The 19,899-nt window shown below is 59.8% G+C and carries 17 protein-coding genes and 1 pseudogene; 9 read left to right on the top strand and 9 right to left on the bottom strand.

Features of this window, described 5'->3' with window-relative positions; genetic code table 11:
- Window position 1: 1 nt before the first annotated feature.
- Complete coding sequence (locus K5I40_RS18040) at window positions 2-901, bottom strand: glycyl-radical enzyme activating protein (protein ID WP_223075013.1); 900 nt, start codon at window positions 899-901, stop codon at window positions 2-4.
- A gap of 127 nt (window positions 902-1,028) precedes the next feature.
- Here K5I40_RS18040 and fsa point away from each other — a divergent pair, with 127 nt between their 5' ends.
- A complete protein-coding gene (fsa, locus tag K5I40_RS18035) occupies window positions 1,029-1,691 on the top strand; it encodes a fructose-6-phosphate aldolase (RefSeq protein ID WP_223075014.1) in 663 nt (220 codons plus the stop codon).
- A 134-nt stretch (window positions 1,692-1,825) separates the two neighbouring features.
- Here the strand turns inward: fsa and moeB are convergent, their stop codons facing one another.
- Complete coding sequence (moeB, locus tag K5I40_RS18030) at window positions 1,826-2,578, bottom strand: molybdopterin-synthase adenylyltransferase MoeB (RefSeq protein ID WP_138369520.1); 753 nt, start codon at window positions 2,576-2,578, stop codon at window positions 1,826-1,828.
- Window positions 2,575-3,807 carry a molybdopterin molybdotransferase MoeA gene (gene moeA / locus K5I40_RS18025; protein ID WP_223075015.1) on the bottom strand — a complete coding sequence of 411 codons (1,233 nt, stop codon included), beginning with the start codon at window positions 3,805-3,807 and terminating at the stop codon, window positions 2,575-2,577. The genes moeB and moeA overlap by 4 nt, the downstream gene beginning before the upstream one ends.
- 189 nt (window positions 3,808-3,996) lie before the next feature.
- On the opposite strand from moeA, the gene iaaA reads away from it, so the two are divergent.
- From iaaA to K5I40_RS17995, 6 genes are all read left to right on the top strand, one after another.
- Window positions 3,997-4,935: a beta-aspartyl-peptidase gene (gene iaaA / locus K5I40_RS18020; RefSeq protein WP_223075016.1), complete on the top strand. Its 939-nt coding sequence runs from the start codon at window positions 3,997-3,999 to the stop codon at window positions 4,933-4,935.
- An 11-nt stretch (window positions 4,936-4,946) separates the two neighbouring features.
- The gene (gene gsiA / locus K5I40_RS18015) at window positions 4,947-6,818 is read left to right on the top strand and encodes a glutathione ABC transporter ATP-binding protein GsiA (protein WP_139564614.1); all 1,872 of its coding nucleotides are present in this window, start codon (window positions 4,947-4,949) and stop codon (window positions 6,816-6,818) included.
- Between the two features lie 31 nt (window positions 6,819-6,849).
- Window positions 6,850-8,388, top strand: coding sequence for a glutathione ABC transporter substrate-binding protein GsiB (gene gsiB / locus K5I40_RS18010; RefSeq protein WP_039032685.1), 1,539 nt, complete (start codon window positions 6,850-6,852; stop codon window positions 8,386-8,388).
- 47 nt (window positions 8,389-8,435) lie between these two features.
- A complete protein-coding gene (gene gsiC / locus K5I40_RS18005) occupies window positions 8,436-9,356 on the top strand; it encodes a glutathione ABC transporter permease GsiC (RefSeq protein ID WP_039032684.1) in 921 nt (306 codons plus the stop codon).
- Window position 9,357: 1 nt separating this feature from the next.
- Entirely contained in the window at window positions 9,358-10,269 is a 912-nt protein-coding gene (gene gsiD / locus K5I40_RS18000) for a glutathione ABC transporter permease GsiD (protein WP_039032683.1), read from the top strand.
- Between the two features lie 146 nt (window positions 10,270-10,415).
- Complete coding sequence (locus K5I40_RS17995; RefSeq protein ID WP_138369515.1) at window positions 10,416-10,805, top strand: hypothetical protein; 390 nt, start codon at window positions 10,416-10,418, stop codon at window positions 10,803-10,805.
- Between the two features lie 228 nt (window positions 10,806-11,033).
- Here K5I40_RS17995 and K5I40_RS17990 read toward each other — a convergent pair whose 3' ends face one another.
- Both K5I40_RS17990 and K5I40_RS17985 read right to left on the bottom strand, forming a co-directional pair.
- Window positions 11,034-11,711, bottom strand: coding sequence for a type 1 glutamine amidotransferase domain-containing protein (locus tag K5I40_RS17990; RefSeq protein ID WP_223075017.1), 678 nt, complete (start codon window positions 11,709-11,711; stop codon window positions 11,034-11,036).
- A gap of 83 nt (window positions 11,712-11,794) precedes the next feature.
- Entirely contained in the window at window positions 11,795-14,224 is a 2,430-nt protein-coding gene (locus tag K5I40_RS17985; RefSeq protein ID WP_223075018.1) for a membrane-bound PQQ-dependent dehydrogenase, glucose/quinate/shikimate family, read from the bottom strand.
- A gap of 179 nt (window positions 14,225-14,403) precedes the next feature.
- Between K5I40_RS17985 and K5I40_RS17980 the strand changes: the two genes are divergently transcribed.
- Entirely contained in the window at window positions 14,404-14,841 is a 438-nt protein-coding gene (locus K5I40_RS17980; protein WP_223075019.1) for a GNAT family N-acetyltransferase, read from the top strand.
- A gap of 539 nt (window positions 14,842-15,380) precedes the next feature.
- Here the strand turns inward: K5I40_RS17980 and K5I40_RS17975 are convergent.
- Window positions 15,381-16,309 (bottom strand): annotated as a pseudogene (locus K5I40_RS17975) (NAD(P)-dependent oxidoreductase).
- Window positions 16,309-17,001, bottom strand: a complete 693-nt coding sequence (locus K5I40_RS17970) for an RraA family protein (RefSeq protein WP_039029630.1) — start codon at window positions 16,999-17,001, stop codon at window positions 16,309-16,311. Before K5I40_RS17970 ends, K5I40_RS17975 begins: the two are co-directional and overlap by 1 nt.
- A gap of 169 nt (window positions 17,002-17,170) precedes the next feature.
- On the opposite strand from K5I40_RS17970, the gene K5I40_RS17965 reads away from it, so the two are divergent.
- The gene (locus tag K5I40_RS17965) at window positions 17,171-17,899 is read left to right on the top strand and encodes an IclR family transcriptional regulator (RefSeq protein ID WP_139565462.1); all 729 of its coding nucleotides are present in this window, start codon (window positions 17,171-17,173) and stop codon (window positions 17,897-17,899) included.
- Window positions 17,900-17,935: 36 nt separating this feature from the next.
- Here the strand turns inward: K5I40_RS17965 and K5I40_RS17960 are convergent, their stop codons facing one another.
- Window positions 17,936-19,270 carry an MFS transporter gene (locus tag K5I40_RS17960; protein WP_039029628.1) on the bottom strand — a complete coding sequence of 445 codons (1,335 nt, stop codon included), beginning with the start codon at window positions 19,268-19,270 and terminating at the stop codon, window positions 17,936-17,938.
- A 343-nt stretch (window positions 19,271-19,613) separates the two neighbouring features.
- Complete coding sequence (locus tag K5I40_RS17955) at window positions 19,614-19,847, bottom strand: hypothetical protein (RefSeq protein ID WP_223075020.1); 234 nt, start codon at window positions 19,845-19,847, stop codon at window positions 19,614-19,616.
- Between the last annotated feature and the right edge of the window lie 52 nt (window positions 19,848-19,899).

The following is a 19,899-nucleotide window of genomic DNA, read 5'->3' as shown; positions in this document are numbered from 1 at the left end:
ATTATCCTCGTAAGGTCGCGGTTAACCCTTTCTGGGCGGCGTACTGCCGGGCAAAGTCCAGTAAAGCAGGATTATCGAGCGGTTTATCAGGGGCAGAGTAGGGTTGGCCGAGCAGTGTGTACTTGTTCATGCCCAGCGTGTGGTATGGCAAAAAATGGATGTCGCGGACGTTCAGTTCGTCGGCGGCAAAATTGGTAATGGCGGTAATCGACGCTTCATCGGCGTTAAAGCCCTGGATCAGCGGCACGCGAATGGTGAGCTGTTTTCCGGCGGCGGCCAGGCGCTTGAGATTCTCCAGCACCCGTTTTGCCGAGCCGTCGGTCCACTGCTTAAACACCGCGCCGTCGACGTGTTTCAGGTCGGCCAGGAACAGATCGATGTACGGTAACGATGGTTCGATATAGTGCCACGGCACGTGCAGGCAGGTTTCCACGGCGGTGTGGATCCCCTGCTCATGGCTGGCCTGGAAAAGCTGGCGCGCCATGTCCGGGTTCATAAAGGGTTCGCCTCCGGAGAGGGTGATGCCGCCGCCGCTGCGATCGTAGAAAGGCTTATCGCGCAGGACGGTCGCCATGATCTCCTCCACCTGCTTCTCTTCGCCGCAGACGGTGAGGGCCTGGGTTGGGCAGCAGTCGGTGAGGGCATCGAGGTGGGTATCGTCGAGTTTTTCGCGGTGGATCTCCAGGCCATTCAGCGTGCGGTCGATCACCGCAGGCGCCACCTGCTGACAGAGGTTGCACCCCTCCAGGCACAGGCGAGCGTCGAACAGCAGATCCCGGGAACGGTCGCGGCTTTCCGGATTCTGACACCAGCGGCAGCCCAGGGAGCAGCCCTTCATAAAGACCACGGTACGAATTCCCGGGCCGTCGTGTGTCGAATAACGCTGAATGTTGAAGATCATAATGTCGCCTCTTGTTGCGTATGAAGATTAAATGACTTTCGAATGAAAGTTATCTTGACGCAAATCAACTCAGAAGCAGGTTTTGCCGTGGTAGGGTTACGGCATAGTCATTTTTGAGGATCTCATCATGGAACTGTATCTCGACACATCCGACGTTATTGCCGTTAAAAAGCTGGCCCGCGTGTTTCCGCTGGCAGGCGTCACCACTAACCCAAGCATCGTCGCCGCAGGCAAAACGCCGCTCGACGTTCTACTGCCTCAGCTGCAGGAGGCGATGGGCGGCCAGGGCCGTCTGTTTGCTCAGGTAATGGCCACCACCGCAGAAGGTATGGTGGAAGACGCGCTCAAGCTGCGCACCATCGTCGCCGATCTGGTAGTAAAAGTGCCGGTAACGGCAGAAGGACTGGCGGCCATTAAGCTGCTGAAAGCGCAGGGCGTACCGACCCTGGGGACTGCGGTCTACAGCGCGGCGCAGGGGATGATGGCGGCGCTGGCGGGGGCGGAATATGTCGCGCCATATGTGAACCGGGTGGATGCCCAGGGCGGGGACGGCATTCAGACCGTGGCGGAATTACAGCAGCTGCTGACGCTCCACGTGCCGCAGTCAAAAGTGCTGGCTGCGAGCTTCAAAACCCCGCGACAGGCGCTGGACTGCCTGCTGGCAGGCTGCGAGTCCATCACCCTGCCGCTGGACGTTGCCCAGCAGTTGATCGCCTCTCCGGCGGTGGATGCGGCGATTGCGAAGTTTGAGCAGGACTGGCAGAACGCCTTTGGACGGACGTCGATCTAGTGGTATCGCCGGGCGGCGCTGCGCTTGCCTGGCCTACAAAAGCTGATTCGTGCGCGCTGATTCCCTCACCCCGGCCCTCTCCCAAAGGGAGAGGGAGCAAACACTAAAACGGCAACCTTTGGGTTGCGTTTGCGTTAACCTCCGCACACCTCACACCCCGGATTACGCATCAGCTTCATCTCGCGGAACTGGCAGGTCATCGCGTCGTACATCACGATTTTCCCCGCCGCTGGCGTGCCGTAATGGGTCAGCACTTTGATGGCCTCCATCGCCTGCATCGAACCGATCACCCCCACCAGCGGAGCCATTACGCCGGCTTCCACACAGGTCAGGGCATTCTCGCCAAACAGACGGCTCAGGCAGCGGTAGCAGGGCTCGCCCTCGGCATAGGTAAAGACGCTGATTTGTCCTTCCATACGGATAGCCGCCCCGGAGACCAGCGGCGTTTTATGGGCGAAACAGCCCGCGTTGAGCTGATTGCGAATGGTGACGTTATCGGTGCAGTCGAGAACCAGATCGTGACGGGCAATCTGTTCAGACAGCGCAGGCTCATCCAGCAGGGCATCGAGCAGGGTGAACTGGACGTTGGGGTTGATGCGCGACAGCGACGCCCGGGCCGACACCACTTTGGGCTCGCCGAGGGTGGCATCGCTGTGCAGCGTCTGGCGTTGCAGGTTGGAGAGCGACACGGTGTCGAAATCAAGCAGCGTCATGCGCCCCACGCCAGCGGCGGCCAGATACTGCGCAGCGGCGCAGCCCAGTCCGCCGAGGCCGACCACCAGCACGTTCGCGGCCTTTAACGCCTCCTGACCGTCGAAATCAAAGCCGCGCAGCACAATCTGGCGATTGTAGCGCAGCATCTCGTTGTCGCTCAGTTCCATACTCAGCCTCCGAACAGGGCGTTAAACGGCTCAACCTCGACCCATTCACCCGCTTCCACGTTGCCGCGCTCGCGCTCCAGCACGATAAAGCAGTTGCCCTGGCTGAAGGAGCTGAAAATATGCGACCCCTGATGACCGGTGGTGCTCACCTCCAGCTCGCCGTCGGCGTTACGCGTCAGAATGCCGCGCTGGAAGTCGAGACGACCCGGTGATTTTTTCAGTCGGGTGGCGGCGCGAACGCGCTGGCGGGCAGGCAGGCTTTGCGCCCGGTTGCCGGAGAGCTTCGCCAGCAGCGGCTGCACCAGCTGATAGAAGGTGAGCGCCGCAGAGACCGGGTTGCCCGGCAGGCCGCAGAACCAGCTGTTCGGCAGCGTGCCGAAAGCGAAAGGTTTGCCCGGCTTGATCGCCAGCTTCCAGAAGCCGATCTCCCCCAGCTCGTCGAGGATGGTTTTGGTGTAATCCGCTTCGCCCACCGATACGCCGCCGGAGCTCAGCACCACGTCGGCCACGCGATCCGCTTCAATAAAGGCGGCGCGCAGCTGCTCTGGATCGTCAGGAATAATGCCGAGGTTAATCACCTCGCAGCCCAGCTGCTCCAGCATCAGATGCACCGCCAGGCGGTTCGTGTCGTAGATCTGCCCCTCGGCCAGCGGCTGGCCCGGCAGCTGAAGCTCATCCCCGGTGGAGAACACCGCCACGCGCACCTGGCGCACCACGGCGATCTCCGGGATACCCAGCGAGGCCAGTACCGGCAGCTCGGCGACGGTCAGCTTCGTGCCCGCCGGGAAGACGGTTGCGCCCAGGGTAATGTCTTCCCCGCTGCGACGGATATTCTGCCCCGGCTTAACGCTGGCGGTAAAACGCACGCCGTCGTCGGTCTGCTCGGTCTCTTCCTGCATCACCACCGCATCGCAGCCCGGCGGCACCGGCGCGCCGGTCATAATGCGGATGCAGCTTCCGGCAGGCCATTCACCCTGGAAAGGCTGACCGGCAAAGGCTTTACCCGCTACCGGCAGCGCAGTGCCCGCCGCCAGATCCGCCAGACGCACGGCGTAGCCATCCATCGCTGAGTTATCAAAGCCCGGCACGTTCAGGGGCGAAACGATGTCGGCGGCGGTCACGCGGCCAAAACAGCGCAGCAGGGGCAGGGTTTCCTGCTCTGACAGCGGAGAAATTCGATCGAGCATCTGGGTGAGTGCCGTCTCAAGCGGCATCAGTCCGGCGGTAAAATCCATGGGTCACTCCAGCGGGAGAATAACGAAGGCGGCCATTATGGCAGAAAAGTGCCGTTAACTGTATGACACCATGGGCTTACCCTTTACATCACAGTGTCGTCTTTCTATATTCAAAAATTATATGAATCATAAGCCACGATAATGATATTTATAAAAAAAGCGGCAACTATCGGCCCAAAGGTGAAGTGAATGGGGAATGCAGTCATCGCAATCCACGGCGGCGCCGGGGCTATTACCCGGGCGCAGCTCAGTCAGGAGCAGGAGAGGCGCTACATCGAGGCGCTCTCTTCCATTGTGGAAACCGGCCAGCGAATGCTGGAGGCGGGCGAGAGCGCGCTGGATGTGGTCACCGAGGCGGTGCGCCTGCTGGAGGAGTGTCCGCTGTTTAACGCCGGGATTGGCTCGGTGTTTACCCGGGACGAAACCCACGAGCTGGACGCCTGCGTGATGGACGGCATAACCCTTAAAGCGGGTGCCGTGGCCGGGGTCAGCCATCTGCGCAACCCGGTACTGGCCGCCCGTCTGGTGATGGAGCAGAGTCCGCACGTGCTGCTGGTGGGCGAGGGAGCCGAGAAATTCGCCTTCGAACAGGGCATGGAGGCGGTCTCGCCAGAAATCTTTTCCACGCCCGAGCGCTATCAGCAGCTGCTGGCGGCGCGCAGTGCGGGGGAAACCCGGCTCGATCATGCCGCCCCGCTGGATGAGTCCACCAAAACGGGCACCGTCGGTGCCGTGGCGCTGGATAAGGCGGGGAATCTGGCCGCCGCCACCTCCACCGGCGGAATGACCAACAAACTGCCCGGTCGGGTGGGCGACAGTCCGTTGCCCGGCGCAGGTTGCTATGCCAATAACGCCAGCGTGGCGGTCTCCTGCACCGGCACCGGGGAAGTGTTTATTCGCACCCTGGCCGCCTATGACATCGCCGCGCTGATGGATTACGGCGGCTTAAGCCTGGCCGAAGCCTGCGAGCGGGTGGTGATGGAAAAACTCCCGGCGCTCGAAGGCAGCGGCGGGCTGATTGCCGTCGATCGCGAGGGTAACGTGGCATTACCCTTTAACAGTGAAGGCATGTACCGTGCCTGGGGATACGCAGGCGATACGCCGAGCACCGGAATTTACCGTGAATAAGGGGAAGAGGGATGCCGCACAGCGATGAACTGGACAGTCAGCAGGTGCTGGCGGTGCACAACCTTAACGTCGCCTTTCCCGACGAGCGGCAGACGATCCCGGCGGTAAAACAGCTCTCTTTTTCGCTCAAACGCGGTGAAACCCTGGCGATTGTCGGCGAATCCGGCTCCGGTAAATCGGTCACCGCGCTGTCGTTGATGCGCCTGATTGAACAGTCCGGCGGGCTGGTCGAGTGCGACCGCCTGCTGCTGCGCCGTCGCAACGGCCAGGTAAGCGATCTCACCACCCTGAGTTCATCCCAGATGCGCAGCGTGCGCGGTGCCGACATCGCCATGATTTTCCAGGAGCCGATGACCTCCCTCAACCCGGTCTTCCCGGTGGGAGAGCAGATCGCCGAGTCGATTCGCCTGCATCAGGGGCTGAGCCGTGAGAATGCCCTGATTGAAGCCCGGCGGATGCTGGAGCAGGTGCGCATTCCCGAGGCGGACACCATTCTGTCGCGCTATCCGCACCAGCTCTCCGGCGGCATGCGCCAGCGGGTGATGATCGCCATGGCGCTCTCCTGTCGCCCGGCGGTGCTGATTGCCGATGAACCCACCACCGCGCTGGACGTCACCGTTCAGGCGCAGATCCTGCAGCTGATTAAAGTGTTGCAGGAGGAGATGGAGATGGGGGTGATCTTTATCACCCACGACATGGGCGTGGTGGCGGACATCGCCGACCGGGTGCTGGTGATGTACCAGGGCGAGGCGGTGGAAACCGGCACCGTGGAGCAGATTTTCCACGCCCCTGAGCACCCTTACACAAAAGCGCTGCTGGCGGCGGTACCGCGCCTGGGGGCGATGAACGGCAGCGATCTGCCGCGGCGTTTTCCGCTGATCTCCCTGGCCGAGCCCGGCCATCAGGAGGCCGAAACCGAGCAGGATACCGTGGTGCCCGGCGAGCCCATCTTGCAGGTGCGCGACCTGGTGACCCGCTTCCCGCTGCGCGGCGGCCTGTTGAACCGCGTTAAGCGCGAAGTCCACGCGGTGGAGAACGTCAGCTTCGACTTATGGCCGGGCGAAACGCTGTCGCTGGTGGGTGAATCCGGCAGCGGGAAATCGACCACCGGACGGGCGCTGCTGCGGCTGGTGGAGTCCCAGGAGGGCACCATTACCTTTAACGGGGAACGCATCGACACCCTGCCCGCCGGGAAACTGCAACACCTGCGGCGGGACATTCAGTTTATTTTCCAGGATCCCTATGCCTCCCTCGATCCCCGCCAGACCGTCGGCTATTCGATTATGGAGCCGCTGCGGGTGCATAACCTGCTGGACGGGGAAGCCGCCCAGCGGCGGGTGGCGTGGCTGCTGGAGCGCGTGGGGCTGAAGCCGGAACACGCCTGGCGCTATCCCCATGAATTTTCCGGCGGCCAGCGGCAGCGGATCTGTATTGCCCGCGCCCTGGCGCTGAACCCGAAGGTGGTGATTGCCGATGAGTCCGTCTCGGCGCTGGACGTCTCCATCCGGGCGCAGATCATCAACCTGCTGCTCGATTTGCAGCGGGAGATGGGCATCGCGTTTCTGTTTATTTCGCACGATATGGCGGTGGTGGAGCGCATCAGCCACCGCGTGGCGGTGATGTATCTCGGCCAGATTGTCGAGATAGGCCCGCGTCGGGCGGTATTTGAAAACCCGCAGCATCCCTACACCCGCAAGCTGATGGCGGCAGTGCCGGTGGCCGATCCGGCGCATCGTCAGGCCCGGCGGGTGCTGTTGCAGGATGAACTACCGGGCAACATCCGCAAGCGAGGGGAATTCACCGAACGCGTGGAGTTGCGGGAGGTGAGCCCCGGCCATTTCGTTGCGCCGCCGCGGCAGGACAATGCTTTTTCGCGTTTATAACTCAGACAGCAGGGAACAACAGGAGAGTACAATGACAAAATTTGTTGCTCGCAGATGGCTGTTAGCCGCGAGCGTAACGGCAGCCCTGGCGGCCTCGCCGGCTTTCGCAGCAAAAGACGTGGTCGTGGCGGTGGCATCCAACTTCACCACCCTCGATCCCTATGACGCCAACGACACGCTCTCCCAGCAGGTAGCGAAGTCGTTTTATCAGGGGCTGTTTGGCCTTGATAAAGAGATGCAGGTGAAAAACGTGCTGGCCGAAAGCTACAAGGTCTCTGACGACGGGCTGGTCTACACCATCAAACTGCGCAGCGGCGTGAAGTTCCAGGACGGGACCGACTTCAACGCAGAGGCGGTGAAGGTCAACCTCGATCGCGCCAGCAATCCGGAAAGCAGCCTTAAGCGTTATAACCTGTATAAAAACATTGCCAGCACCGAGGCCGTTGATCCCACCACGGTGAAAATCACCCTCAAGGAGCCGTTCTCCGCCTTTATCAACATTCTGGCGCACCCGGCCACGGCGATGATCTCCCCCGAGGCGCTGAAAAAGTACGGCAAAGAGATTGGCTTCCATCCGGTGGGCACCGGGCCGTATGAGCTGGTGACCTGGAACCAGACCGATTTTGTGAAGGTGAAGAAGTTCGCCGGATACTGGCAGCAGGGGCTGCCGAAGCTGGACACCATCACCTGGCGTCCGGTAGTGGATAACAACACCCGCGCGGCGATGCTACAGACCGGCGAAGCGCAGTTTGCCTTCCCGATCCCTTACGAGCAGGCGGCGCTGCTGGGCAAAAACAGCAAGCTGGAGCTGGTAGCCAGCCCGTCGATCATGCAGCGCTACATCAGCATGAACGTCACGCAAAAGCCGTTTGATAACCCGAAAGTACGCGAGGCGATCAACTACGCCATCAACCGCGACGCGCTGGTAAAAGTGGCCTTTGCCGGTTACGCGACCCCGGCGACCGGGGTGGTGCCGCCATCCATTGCCTACTCCCAGCAGTATCATCCGTGGGAATACAACCCGACCAAAGCGCGGGCGCTGCTGAAAGAGGCGGGCTTCCCGAACGGCTTCAGCACCACGCTCTGGTCGTCGCACAATCACAGTACCGCCCAGAAGGTGCTGCAGTTTACCCAGCAGCAGCTGGCGCAGGTGGGCATTAAGGTGCAGGTGACGGCGATGGATGCCGGGCAGCGCGCTGCCGAAGTGGAAGGCAAAGGGCAGAAAGAGAGCGGGGTGAGGATGTTCTACACCGGCTGGTCGGCCTCCACCGGCGAAGCCGACTGGGCGCTGTCGCCGCTGTTTGCCTCCCAGAACTGGCCGCCAACCCTGTTCAACACCGCGTTCTACAGCAACCCGCAGGTGGATAAAGATCTGACCGATGCGCTGAAAACCACCCAGCCGGAAGAGAAAGCGAAGCTGTACAAAGATGCGCAGGACACCATCTGGAAGGAGTCGCCATGGGTGCCGCTGGTGGTAGAGAAGCTGGTTTCGGCGCACAACAAGGCGCTGACCGGGTTCTACATCATGCCGGATACCGGCTTTAGCTTTGACGACGCGGATCTGAAATAAAGCACTCATTCCCGCAGGTATCCGCCTGCGGGATGAGAGGAATGTGCATGCTGAATTATGTGATTAAACGCCTGCTGGGCCTGATCCCGACGCTGCTGATTGTCGCGGTGCTGGTCTTTTTATTTGTGCATATGCTGCCAGGCGATCCGGCGCGGCTGATTGCCGGCCCGGAAGCGGATGCCACGGTGATTGAGCTGGTGCGTAAGCAACTGGGGCTCGATCAACCGCTTTACCGGCAGTTCTGGCACTACATCACCAGTGTCCTGCAGGGGGATTTTGGCACTTCGATGGTCTCCCGGCGGCCCGTGTCCGAAGAGATTGCCAGCCGCTTTATGCCCACCTTCTGGCTGACCCTTGCCAGCATGGCCTGGGCGGTGCTGTTTGGCCTGATGGCGGGTATTGTGGCGGCCGTGTGGCGCAACCGCTGGCCGGACCGGCTGGGGATGGCGCTGGCGGTTACCGGGATCTCTTTCCCGGCCTTTGCGCTGGGGATGCTGCTGATGCAGGTCTTTTCCGTGGAGCTGGGCTGGCTGCCCACCGTGGGGGCGGACAGCTGGCGGCACTATATCCTGCCTTCGCTGACGCTTGGCGCGGCGGTGGCGGCGGTGATGGCGCGCTTCACCCGCGCCTCGTTCGTCGACGTGCTGAACGAAGACTACATGCGTACTGCCCGGGCGAAGGGGGTCAGCGAGAAGTGGGTGATCCTCAAGCACGGCCTGCGCAACGCGATGATCCCGGTAGTGACCATGATGGGGCTGCAGTTCGGTTTTCTGCTCGGCGGCTCAATCGTGGTGGAAAAGGTCTTCAACTGGCCGGGGCTCGGGCGTCTGCTGGTCGATTCTGTCGACATGCGCGACTACCCGGTGATCCAGGCGGAAGTGCTGCTCTTTTCGCTGGAATTTATTCTTATCAACTTAGTGGTGGATGTCCTGTATGCCGCCATTAATCCGGCTATCAGGTACAAGTAAGATGCGACTGTTAAACTGGCGTCGGCAGGCGATGTTAAAGGCCATGCCGGGCCTCAAACCGGATCGGATCCGCACCCCGTGGCATGAGTTCTGGCGACGCTTTCGTAAGCAGCCGGTGGCGATGGCCGCCGGGCTGTTTGTGCTGCTGCTGATCCTGGTGGCGGTGCTGGCGCCCTGGATCGTGCCTTTCGATGCCGAGAACTACTTTGATTACGACCGTCTCAACGAAGGTCCGTCGATGATGCACTGGTTTGGCGTGGACTCGTTAGGGCGCGACATCTTCAGCCGGGTGCTGATGGGGGCGCAGATCTCGCTGGCGGCGGGGGTGTTTGCGGTGCTGATCGGCGCCGCCATCGGCACGGTGCTGGGCCTGCTGGCGGGCTACTACGAGGGCTGGTGGGACCGGATCATCATGCGCATCTGCGACGTGCTGTTTGCCTTCCCCGGCATTCTGCTGGCCATTGCGGTGGTGGCGGTGATGGGCAACGGCATGGCCAACGTGATTATCGCCGTGGCGATCTTCTCTATTCCGGCCTTTGCCCGCCTGGTGCGCGGCAATACCCTGGTGCTGAAGCAGCAGACCTTTATCGAGTCGGCGCGCAGCATTGGCGCCAGCGACACGACGATTCTGTTTAATCACATCCTGCCGGGTACCGTCTCCTCTATCGTGGTCTATTTCACCATGCGTATCGGGGTGTCGATTATCTCGGCGGCCAGCCTGTCGTTCCTGGGACTTGGCGCGCAGCCGCCGACCCCGGAGTGGGGGGCAATGCTCAACGAGGCGCGGGCGGATATGGTGATTGCCCCGCACGTGGCATTGTTCCCGAGCATGGCAATCTTCCTCACCGTACTGGCGTTTAATTTGCTGGGAGATGGTCTGCGCGACGCGCTGGATCCGAGAATTAAGGGATAACCTACCAAATATTGTAGAACTCAATGTGAAAAGGGTTTTTATTCAGTAAGTTATAAAATGCCGTGTAAAAGGTTTGCTGGAGTTAACGATTTGTAAAAATTATAATAATTAATGATTGAATAACGTTAAATATTGTAAGGATTACAATGAAAAAGCTTCTTTTATGCGGCATGGTTTTACTTTCTACCTCTTGCGCCGATTTCCAGAAAAACATGAGTGACGGGATGAAAGCGGTCAATTCGGCCCTGACGCCGAAATCTTCCACCGGCACGCAAACTGCGGCAGCGGCAAAACAGTCCGGTACCATCACCAACGAACAGTGCAAAACCAGCGTGGGGAAATCCCGTGACTATTTTGAACAGATTGTTGGCTTCAAGCTGAACGAGACCAACTCTTCGGGTTATACCTCGTTCTCTGAGACCTACAACCTGCGCATTTCCGATCGTAAAGACCGTTTTGGCGGCAACTTCGCTATCTGCATCATCTCTATCGATCCGCAGACCAACAAGGTCACCACCTTCTCAATGCCAACCTGATTCAGGCGTTGCGCCTGCATTTTGCCGGGTGGCGCTGCGCTTACCCGGCCTACAAAACCTGCAAAAACCTGCGAGCCCGTAGGCCCGCGCAAGCGAAGCGCCGCCGGGCAATACCAGCCGAGCGCACATCACCCGTAGGCCCGTGCAAGCGCAGCGCCGCCGGGCAATACCAGCCGAACGCACATCACCCGTAGGCCCGTGCAAGCGCAGCGCCGCCGGGTGGAGGGATTAACCCAGGGCAGCGAGCAGCGCTTTTGCCGCGGCTTCGGAGCTGGCCGGGTTCTGTCCGGTGATCAGCTTGCCGTCCTCGACAACAAATGAACCCCAGTTCGGGCCTTTCTCGTAGCGCGCACCCAGGGCGCTCAACTCATCTTCTACCAGGAACGGAACCACGTCGGTCAGTTCGACGTCGGCCTCTTCACTGTTGGTAAAGCCCGTCACCTTGCGGCCCCTGACCAGCGGCTCGCCGGATTCACTTTTAACATGGCGCAGCACGCCCGGCGCGTGGCAGACGAAGCCGGTCGGTTTGCCCGCGCGGGTGAAGGCTTCAATCAGGGCGATGGAGGTCTGTGACTCCGCCAGATCCCACAGCGGGCCATGGCCGCCGGGATAGAAGACGGTGTCAAAATCGTCCTGACGCACGCTGTCGAGCTTCAGGGTGTTGGCGAGAGCCTGCTGAGCTGCCGGATCGGCTTTGAAGCGATCGGTCATTTCGGTCTGGAAGTCGGGGAGATCGCTTTTCGGATCGAGCGGTGGCTGACCGCCTGCCGGGGAGGCCAGCACCACGTCGGCACCTGCATCCTTGAAGACGTAGTACGGGGCGGCAAACTCCTCCAGCCAGAAGCCGGTTTTCTTGCCGGTGTTGCCCAGTTCACTGTGAGAGGTGAGAACCATTAATACTTTCATTGCTATCTCCGGTGATGTGGATAGCTATAAAGGTAGCCTGGTTCAGCGAAGCCATCCCCGGAGGGATGGCTGTTTCGGAATGATTACGGCAGCTTATACGCAATCACGTAATCGCCGCGATCCGGCGAGTTCCGCGCGCCCCCGGCGGTGATCAACAGATACTGCTTCCCGTCCACCGGCGATTTGTAGCTGATTGGCGTGCTCTGGCTGCCCACCGGCAGGCGGGCTTTCCACACCTCTTTACCGGTCGAGGTATCGAAGGCGCGCAGGTAGTAATCCTGGGTAGAAGCGATAAACACCAGCCCGCCCTGGGTCGCCATGGTGCCGCCGATGGTCGGCATCCCGATCGGGATTGGCAGCCCCATCTTCACGCCAAACGGACCGGTATCCTTCACCGTACCTACCGGCACCTGCCAGGCAATCTTCTGGGTTTTCAGATCCACCGCGGTCAGCGTGCCAAACGGCGGCTTCTGACAGGGGATCTCAACCGGCGACATAAAGCGCACTTTGGCGTTGATGGCGTACGGCGTACCGGCCAGCGGCACCGGGCGGCTGATGGCGGCGGCTTCGTTGCCGTCGTTTTTCGCGCCCTGAATCTCCGGGGAGGCCGGTATCAGCTGCACTTCCAGACCCACGCGCATATCGTTGATAAACAGGTACTGATTCACCGGGTCAATCGACAGACCGCCCCAGTTCATGCCGCCTAACGAGCCCGGCAGGTTCAGCGACGGGTCATCACCCGGCGGGGTAAACAGGCCGTTGTAGCGTTTGGATTTAAACTCGATACGGCAGATCAGCTGGTCGAACGGCGTCGCGCCCCACATGTCGGACTCTTTCAGCACGTCCGCGCCAATGGTCGGCATGCCCACCGAGAACGGCTGGGTCGGGGAGTAGATCTCTTTCGGGATCTGGCCCTGAGTCACCTTGCGCTCTTCCACTTTGGTCAGCGGCTTGCCGGTAGCGCGATCCAGCACAAACAGCTGGCCGGATTTAGTGCCGAAGATCAGCGCCGGGGTGGTTTTGCCATTGCCGGTCGGGAAATCAGTGAAGGTCGGTTGCATCGGGACGTCAAAGTCCCACAGATCGTTATGAACAGTCTGGTAAACCCATTTCACCTTACCGGTGCTGGCGTCCACGGCCACCATCGAGGCACCAAACTTACGATCGAGAGCGTTGTGCTTCACGCCCCACAGGTCCACCGCCGCGCTGCCGGTTGGCATAAACACGGTGTTGGACTGCGGATCGTAAGACATCGGGGCCCACACGTTCGGGGTGGAGCGGGTGAAGTTTTCATTGGCCGGAGGTGCCTGCTGCTCGTCCGGTTTGCCCGGATCGAACGCCCAGCGCAGCTGGCCGGTAATGACGTCGAAGCCACGCACCACGCCGCCAGGCATATCCGTCGCCACGTTATCCGCCACGCGACCGCCGACAACAATGGTCGTACCGGCGAGGGTCGGGGCAGAGGTCGGGTAGTAGAGGCCGGTATCCGCCCCTTTACCCATCTGCGCGCTCAGGCTGACGCGGCCGTGGTTGCCGAAGTCTTCGCAGAACTTACCGGTATCGGCATCCAGGGCCACCAGTTCCGGCGTCACGCTGTTCATGATGATACGGCGTTTGCACTGGGCATCTGCGGGCAGTGAAACGGCCGCCACCGGCGAGGAGCCCGGCAGGGTGGGCTGCTGCAATGGGGCGCTGGCATCAAAGTAAGCCAGACCGCGACAGCGCATCCACTTTTTCTGCTTCGCGTTGATCTCGGTTTTCCACAGCTCTTTGCCAGTGGTTGCATCGACCGCAATCACATTGTTATGCGGGGTGCAGAGGAAGAGCATATTGCCGATCTGCAGCGGGGTCTGCTGATCTTCCGCGCCGCCGCCGTTCGGGCTGACGGGGATATCGCCGGTGCGATAGGTCCAGGCCACCTGCAGATCTTTGACGTTATCGCGGGTGATCTGGTCCAGAGCCACAAAGCGCGATGCGCCCGGCGTGTTGCCGTAGTTCGCCCAGTTTTTCTGTTCTTCGCCAGGTTTCACCGGGGTGAGGGGAAGCTGTTCGCCCGACGCCGTCACCGGATCGTGCGGGACAAACATGCCGCCGACGGTAGCGGCAAAGGCCACTGCCAGCACCGCCGCAAGCGCGCCCGCGCCTTTCCAGCACGGGAATTTACCGGCACGATGGAGCAGCGCTGGCAGGGAGAGCGCCACCAGGATCCCGATGCCCGCGAGGGTCAACAGACGCGAGACCAGCGGCCAGAAATCGAAGCCGACATCCCACAGGGCCCACAGCGCAGTGCCCGCCAGAACCACAAAATAGAGGGCCGCGCCACTCAGGCGCTGGCGCAGGATCTGCACGCCCGAGATGATGAGCAGACAGCCGCTGATCAGAAAATAGGGGCTGCCCTTAACGCTGACCAGCTTTCCACCGTACCAGGCGAAGAATATCCCCATCGCCAGAATTATGACGCCCAGAATTCCCAGCAGCACTGCTGCGGTTCTGGACAATTTTTGAACGGACATAAATGTTCCCTGATGTTGACTAAAAATGAGTGATATCACTCAAAAGTGACGATTTATAATCTAAGGCGCGCGAGTGTACAACATCCAGGTAACAATATATTTACCAGAAATAGCTTTATTCTCCTGTCCGGGAAGGAGGACAATCCTGGTAAATCTCAGACACATCAAGGAACAGAGCGATGGTTAAGGTACGTGACGCGCAGGCGGAGGATTTTGAGGCATGGTTACGGCTGTGGAACGGCTATCTTGATTTTTACGGCGCCAGGCTGGATGAGGCGGTGACGCTGGCGACCTGGCATCGGGTGCTGGCGGCGGATTCGGGGCTGTTTTGCCGTCTGGCAGAAACCGAACAGGGCGTGGTGGGATTCGCGATTTGCGTGCTGCATGAAGGGACCTGGGTGACGCAGCCGCTGTGCTATCTGGAAGATCTGTTTGTGGATGACGCGGCGCGCGGCAAGGGCGCGGGCAGGGCGCTGATTGAAGCCGTGATTAGTGAGGCCCGGGAGAAAGGGTGGTCGAAGGTTTACTGGGTCACCCGGGAGGGTAATCCGGCCCGGGCGCTGTATGACAAGCTGGCAACGGTGGATGATTACGTTCGGTACAGGATTACGGTTTAGGTGTTTGTACGTTCACTTTGGGGGGAGTGAAACATACCGCACCGGTTTGCTCCCTCTCCTCTTTGGGGAGAGGGCTGGGGTGAGGGGGAACATGCCGCACCGGAGGTGGTTCCGTTCACCTTACGTTCCTTGCTTCTCTGTAAACCGCGTTACCTGTGAACGTGTAAAGGGGGCTATCGCGCCCCCTTTACAATCCCGGCTCCCGGCAAAGAAAATCGTCGCTTCGCGATGCCTTCGACTTATTCCCGCAGGCTTAGGGTCGGGCGTGATCCTACATCCCTGTAGGTCACGCCCTCTCGGCGCATCCCTGCGCCTCGCCCCGGCCTACGGTCAACGCCTCAGCGATTTTCAGCCGGACCAGAGAGTCGCTGTAACTTTTGTATTATTCTGCAATTATTTCATTGCGTTAAGTTCGTAGGCCGGGTAAGGCGGAGCCGCCACCCGGCATTGTTGCGCCGGGAGGGCGCTTTAAGACAAGCTCGCAACGGTGGATGATTACGGTTTAATAATCATCCAGGTTTAAGCTCGATAGCGGAAACTTAGCGGCTTGTGTTTAAAACCTGCAAAATATTCCCGGCCGCGACGGTGCCCATTTTGATATACGAGGCTTCACTCACGCCGCCAATATGAGGGGAAATAATCACATCTTCTCTCCCTTGCCAGACATGGGGGGCCGCCAGCGGCTCGACCGTAAAGCTGTCCAGCGCAGCGCTTCGCAGGATCCCCTCGTCCAGGGCGCGAATCAGGGCATTATCATCAATCAACCCGCCGCGTGCGGTATTAACCATAATCGCGCCTCGCTTACAGCGGGCGAGCGTTTCAGCGTTAATCATACCGCGATTGTCCGCGGTTAAAGGGCAGTGCAGGGAGATCACGTCCGCGCTGGACAGCAGGTCATTTAGCGTCTCTGCACGCTCGCAGGAGGACGGCAGGGTTTTCGCAAAGGGATCGTAGGCCAGCACGCGCATGCCGAACGCGTTACCCACCGTGGCGACACGGGAGCCAATCGCCCCCAGACCGATCAGGCCCAGGGTGAGGCCTTCCAGCTCCAGAGATTTATGCGTTGATTTATCCCAGTGGCCGTCACGCAGACGTTTATCGAGGGAGACAACGGACTTGGCGCAGGCGAGGATCATGGCCCATGTGTGTTCCGCCACGGCGGCGGCGTTGGCACCGGGCGCAGAACAGACGGTAATATTCCGTTCAGCCGCTGCCGCCTGATCGATGATGTCAATGCCGCTGCCATGCTTTGAAATAACCTTCAGCCCGGGGCTGCGTCCATAATACGGGCCGTGATCTTGCCGTAACGCACCAGGATCGCCACAGGATTATACTGCTCGCAGAGCGCGATCAGCTGCGCTTCCGTGGGCTGGCGACCGGCATACACCATCTCATAGTCACCCAGCATCGCGACGGCCTGCTCAGCCAGATCGCTTCCGGTAACCAGAATGACCTTTTTATTGCCCATTACAGCGTCTCCCCGTCGGTTAACATTCCTGCTTTGCGCAACGCGTCATTCAGCCAGTGCGGGCGCAGATCGCCTTTGCGAATGGCCTCAAGGCGGCGGGTTTCGGTCTCCAGCTTCTCTTTGGCCAGGGTGATAACCTGCTGCACTTCATCGCGTGGAATGACCACCACCCCGTCAATATCCGCCACCACCAGATCCCCGGGACGCACGGTCGCACCGGCAACGGAGATGGCATGGTTCACCCGGCCCGGGATCGATTTGGTGGGGCCACACGGGTTAAGGCCTGCGGAGAACACGGGGTAATTCCCTTTACTCAGGGTGTCGGCATCACGCACCGCACCGTCAATGATGATCCCGGCAATGCCGCTGGCCTCGGCCTGAGTCGCCATGATTTCACCCAACAGGGCGCAGCTGATATCGCCCTTGCCATCCACCACCAGCACATCGCCGGGCTGGGCAACCGCCATTGCGGCATGAATCGCCAGATTGTCACCCGGGCGTACTTCAACAGTAATGGCCGGGCCGGCAACGGCCATATGCGGCGCCAGGGGTTTGATACGTCCGTGCAGCGTCCCGCGACGCCCGGCAACGTCTGCAAGGATGGCGGCCTGATACTCGGCGGCCTGGCGGACCTCTTCTTCTGACACACGACTGAACTCGCGATTGATCATTGGTTTCTCTGTAGCGGACATGAATGCCTCCATATTGTTTTACTGTGTACAATGTAGGTGTACAATACAAAACAACTATAGCGGTGTTGATTTGCTTTTAGCCAGAGCTACATTGGCGTTTGTGATGTAAACACGAAGTGACTCACAAAATTTGCGGTACACTCTTTGCCGACCAGAACAGGAGAAAATGATGGGTAATGAAGGCGTTGTGGCGGTTGAAAAGGCACTGGCTTTACTGGATTGTTTTCGTCCCGGAGACGAGAGCCTGACGTTGACCGCGCTGGCACAGTTGTCGGGATATCATAAAACCACCGTGTACCGGTTGATGAATTCTCTGGAACGCATGAATTACGTCGTCAGACATGATGATGGCAACTATGCCCTGGGTCCGCGTCTGCTTTATCTGGGTAAGCTCTACGAGCAGTCGTTCCACCTCTCACGCGTGGTGCAGCCGGAGTTACAGGCCTTATCCATGGCATCACAGGAGAGCGCAAGCTGGTACGTGCTGGAGGGCGGGCAGCGTCTTTGTCTGTTTCGTGCAGAAGCCTCTCACGGGCTGCGCCACAGCAATCTGCCGGGCAGCCAGTTCCCGCTGGATAATTCCGCCATCAGCAAGGTGCTCCGCCACTGGGGGTTGAATGAAGCCTTGCCGGAAGGTGAGCCGTCGGTGCCGCTCTACACCTCAGGGGCGCGCGATCCCCACACCGCCGCCTTTGCAATGCCGGTGTTTGGCGTGCATGACAAACTTATTGCTGCCCTGGCGCTGACCGGGCCGTCGTCAAGGCTGACCGAAGATCGCCGGGATCGGGAAGTAAGCCAGCTGATGAAGGCCACCGCCAGCCGCCTTTCGTTGAAGATGGGAGCCAGCAAGCCATTTTGCATTGCGTTCTACGGCGAAACAGAAGAGCCGGAGAGCTGATGCCTGCACGCGGGACCGCAGTCCCGCGTGGCCATCTTAATGGGTCAGCTGGTTTTCCTGGCTCACGTGACGGCGAGCCTGACGCCCCATTACCAGCACCGCAATGCCCCCCGCAATACACAGACCTGCCAGTGGAAGCATCGCCAGCGTATGGCTGCCGGTGCGTTCATTGATGATGCCGTAAGCGTTCACCATCACCACACCGCCAATCAGGTTAGCAATGGCCCCGATGGCAGCCAGCCCCGCAGCTGCCGACGTGCTGTTCATCCAGCCCGACGCCAGCGCCCAGAATGGACCTTTCATCGAGTACGCCCCAATCAGCATCACGCTGAGGATCGCAATCGTTACCGGCAGAGAGATGCTGACAAACGCCGCGAACACGCCTGCTGCAATTAAGAACAGGGTCAGCGCGGTATGCCAGCGACGCTCGTTGCTGCGGTCTGAGCTGCGTCCCCATACGATCATCAGCACCGATGCCAGACCGTAAGGGATGGCGTTGAGCAGACCGGTGGTCAAGTTATCGAGGTGGAACGATTTCAGAAGCTGCGGTGACCAGACGCTGATGGTGGTACCTGCCGAGGACGCACCGGTGTAGATCAGCGCCATCAGCCAGATGTGACGGTGTTTCAGCAATTGCCAGGTCGTCTGGTGGCCGATATTTTTTGACTGCTGACGTTCACTTTCCAGGGTGGACTCCAGCCACTCTTTTTGTTCAGTGCTCAGCCAGCTGGCCTGATGCGGGCGGTCGCGGAGAATAAACCAGGCCACAATCCCCAACAGCACGGCCGGTAAGCCTTCAATGATGAACAGCAGATGCCAGCCGCGCAGACCCATCCAGCCATCCAGCGTCAGGATCAGGCCGGAGAGGGGAGAGCCGATAAAGTTGGCCAGCGGGATCGCCACCATAAACGAGGCGATGATCCGTGCCCGGTAGCGGGACGGGATCCACCAGGTGAGATACAGCACCACGCCCGGGAAAAAGCCTGCCTCTGCCGCGCCGAGCAGAAAACGCACGATATAGAGCGACGTGGTGCTCTCAACCAGCGACATGCACATCGATACCACGCCCCAGCTAATCATAATGCGCGGGATCCACAGTCGCGCGCCGACCTTCTGCATTGCCAGGTTGCTGGGCACTTCAAACAGGAAATAGGCAACAAAGTAGAGACTGCTGGCGAAGCCAAACGCGGCTTTGCTGAGGCCGAGATCTTCGTTCATCTGCAGCGACGCCATGCCAATGTTTCCGCGATCGATAATCGAGACCAGGTAGCTGACGATCAGAAACGGGAGGATGCGCCAGATAACCTTGCGCATGGTCTCTCTTTCTATGGCTTCAGTGGCCGTAACGGGGTTACGAGTGTGCTCTGTCATTATTTCCTCGCAGGGTTTCATTATGTTTATCAGGAAATTCTCAGCAAAGTAAGCAGCCCTTCTTGTTGTTAACCGGCTTGCTGCTTTTTGTTTGTTGTACTCTGTACAACATGGTTTTATCAAACAAAACCACTATAGCGGTGACGCGTTCTTTTTATCCAGTTAATGGAAGGTTTAAATGATGTAAATAAGAGGTGACTCACAGATGAGAGGTTGTGGGTATACAGAGAGGGGAGGGGCGAAATAATGAAGTTTTGTAGGCCGGGTAAGGCGCAGCCGCCACCCGGCAGTGCATTGTTGCGCCGGGCGGCACTGCGTTTGCCCGGCCTGGGGTCTTAGTCCATCAGCGCATCAATTGCCATGTGCAGCCAGCGCGGCGTGATTGTTTCGTAGGCCGGGTAAGGCGGAGCCGCCACCCGGCAGTGTTGCGTCGGGCGCACAGCGCCAGCTTCTCGGCAGGTTCGTCGGTTTCCAGCAGGGTTTGAGCAAAACGCTCGCAGTGATTCGCCAGCACGGTGAAGTCAGTGTTGTGGGAGAAGTGGACGGTGAAAATTGGGTGAGCATGGTTTGTAGACATAGGGAATCTCCTCAAAATTAAGAAACCCTGTCATCTTCGCGAGAGGCCAATC

It is taken from the genome of Leclercia sp. LTM14, assembly GCF_023736175.1.
Classification (GTDB): Bacteria; Pseudomonadota; Gammaproteobacteria; order Enterobacterales; family Enterobacteriaceae; genus Enterobacter; species Enterobacter barmai.
This window is presented reverse-complemented; position numbering and strand designations above follow the sequence as displayed.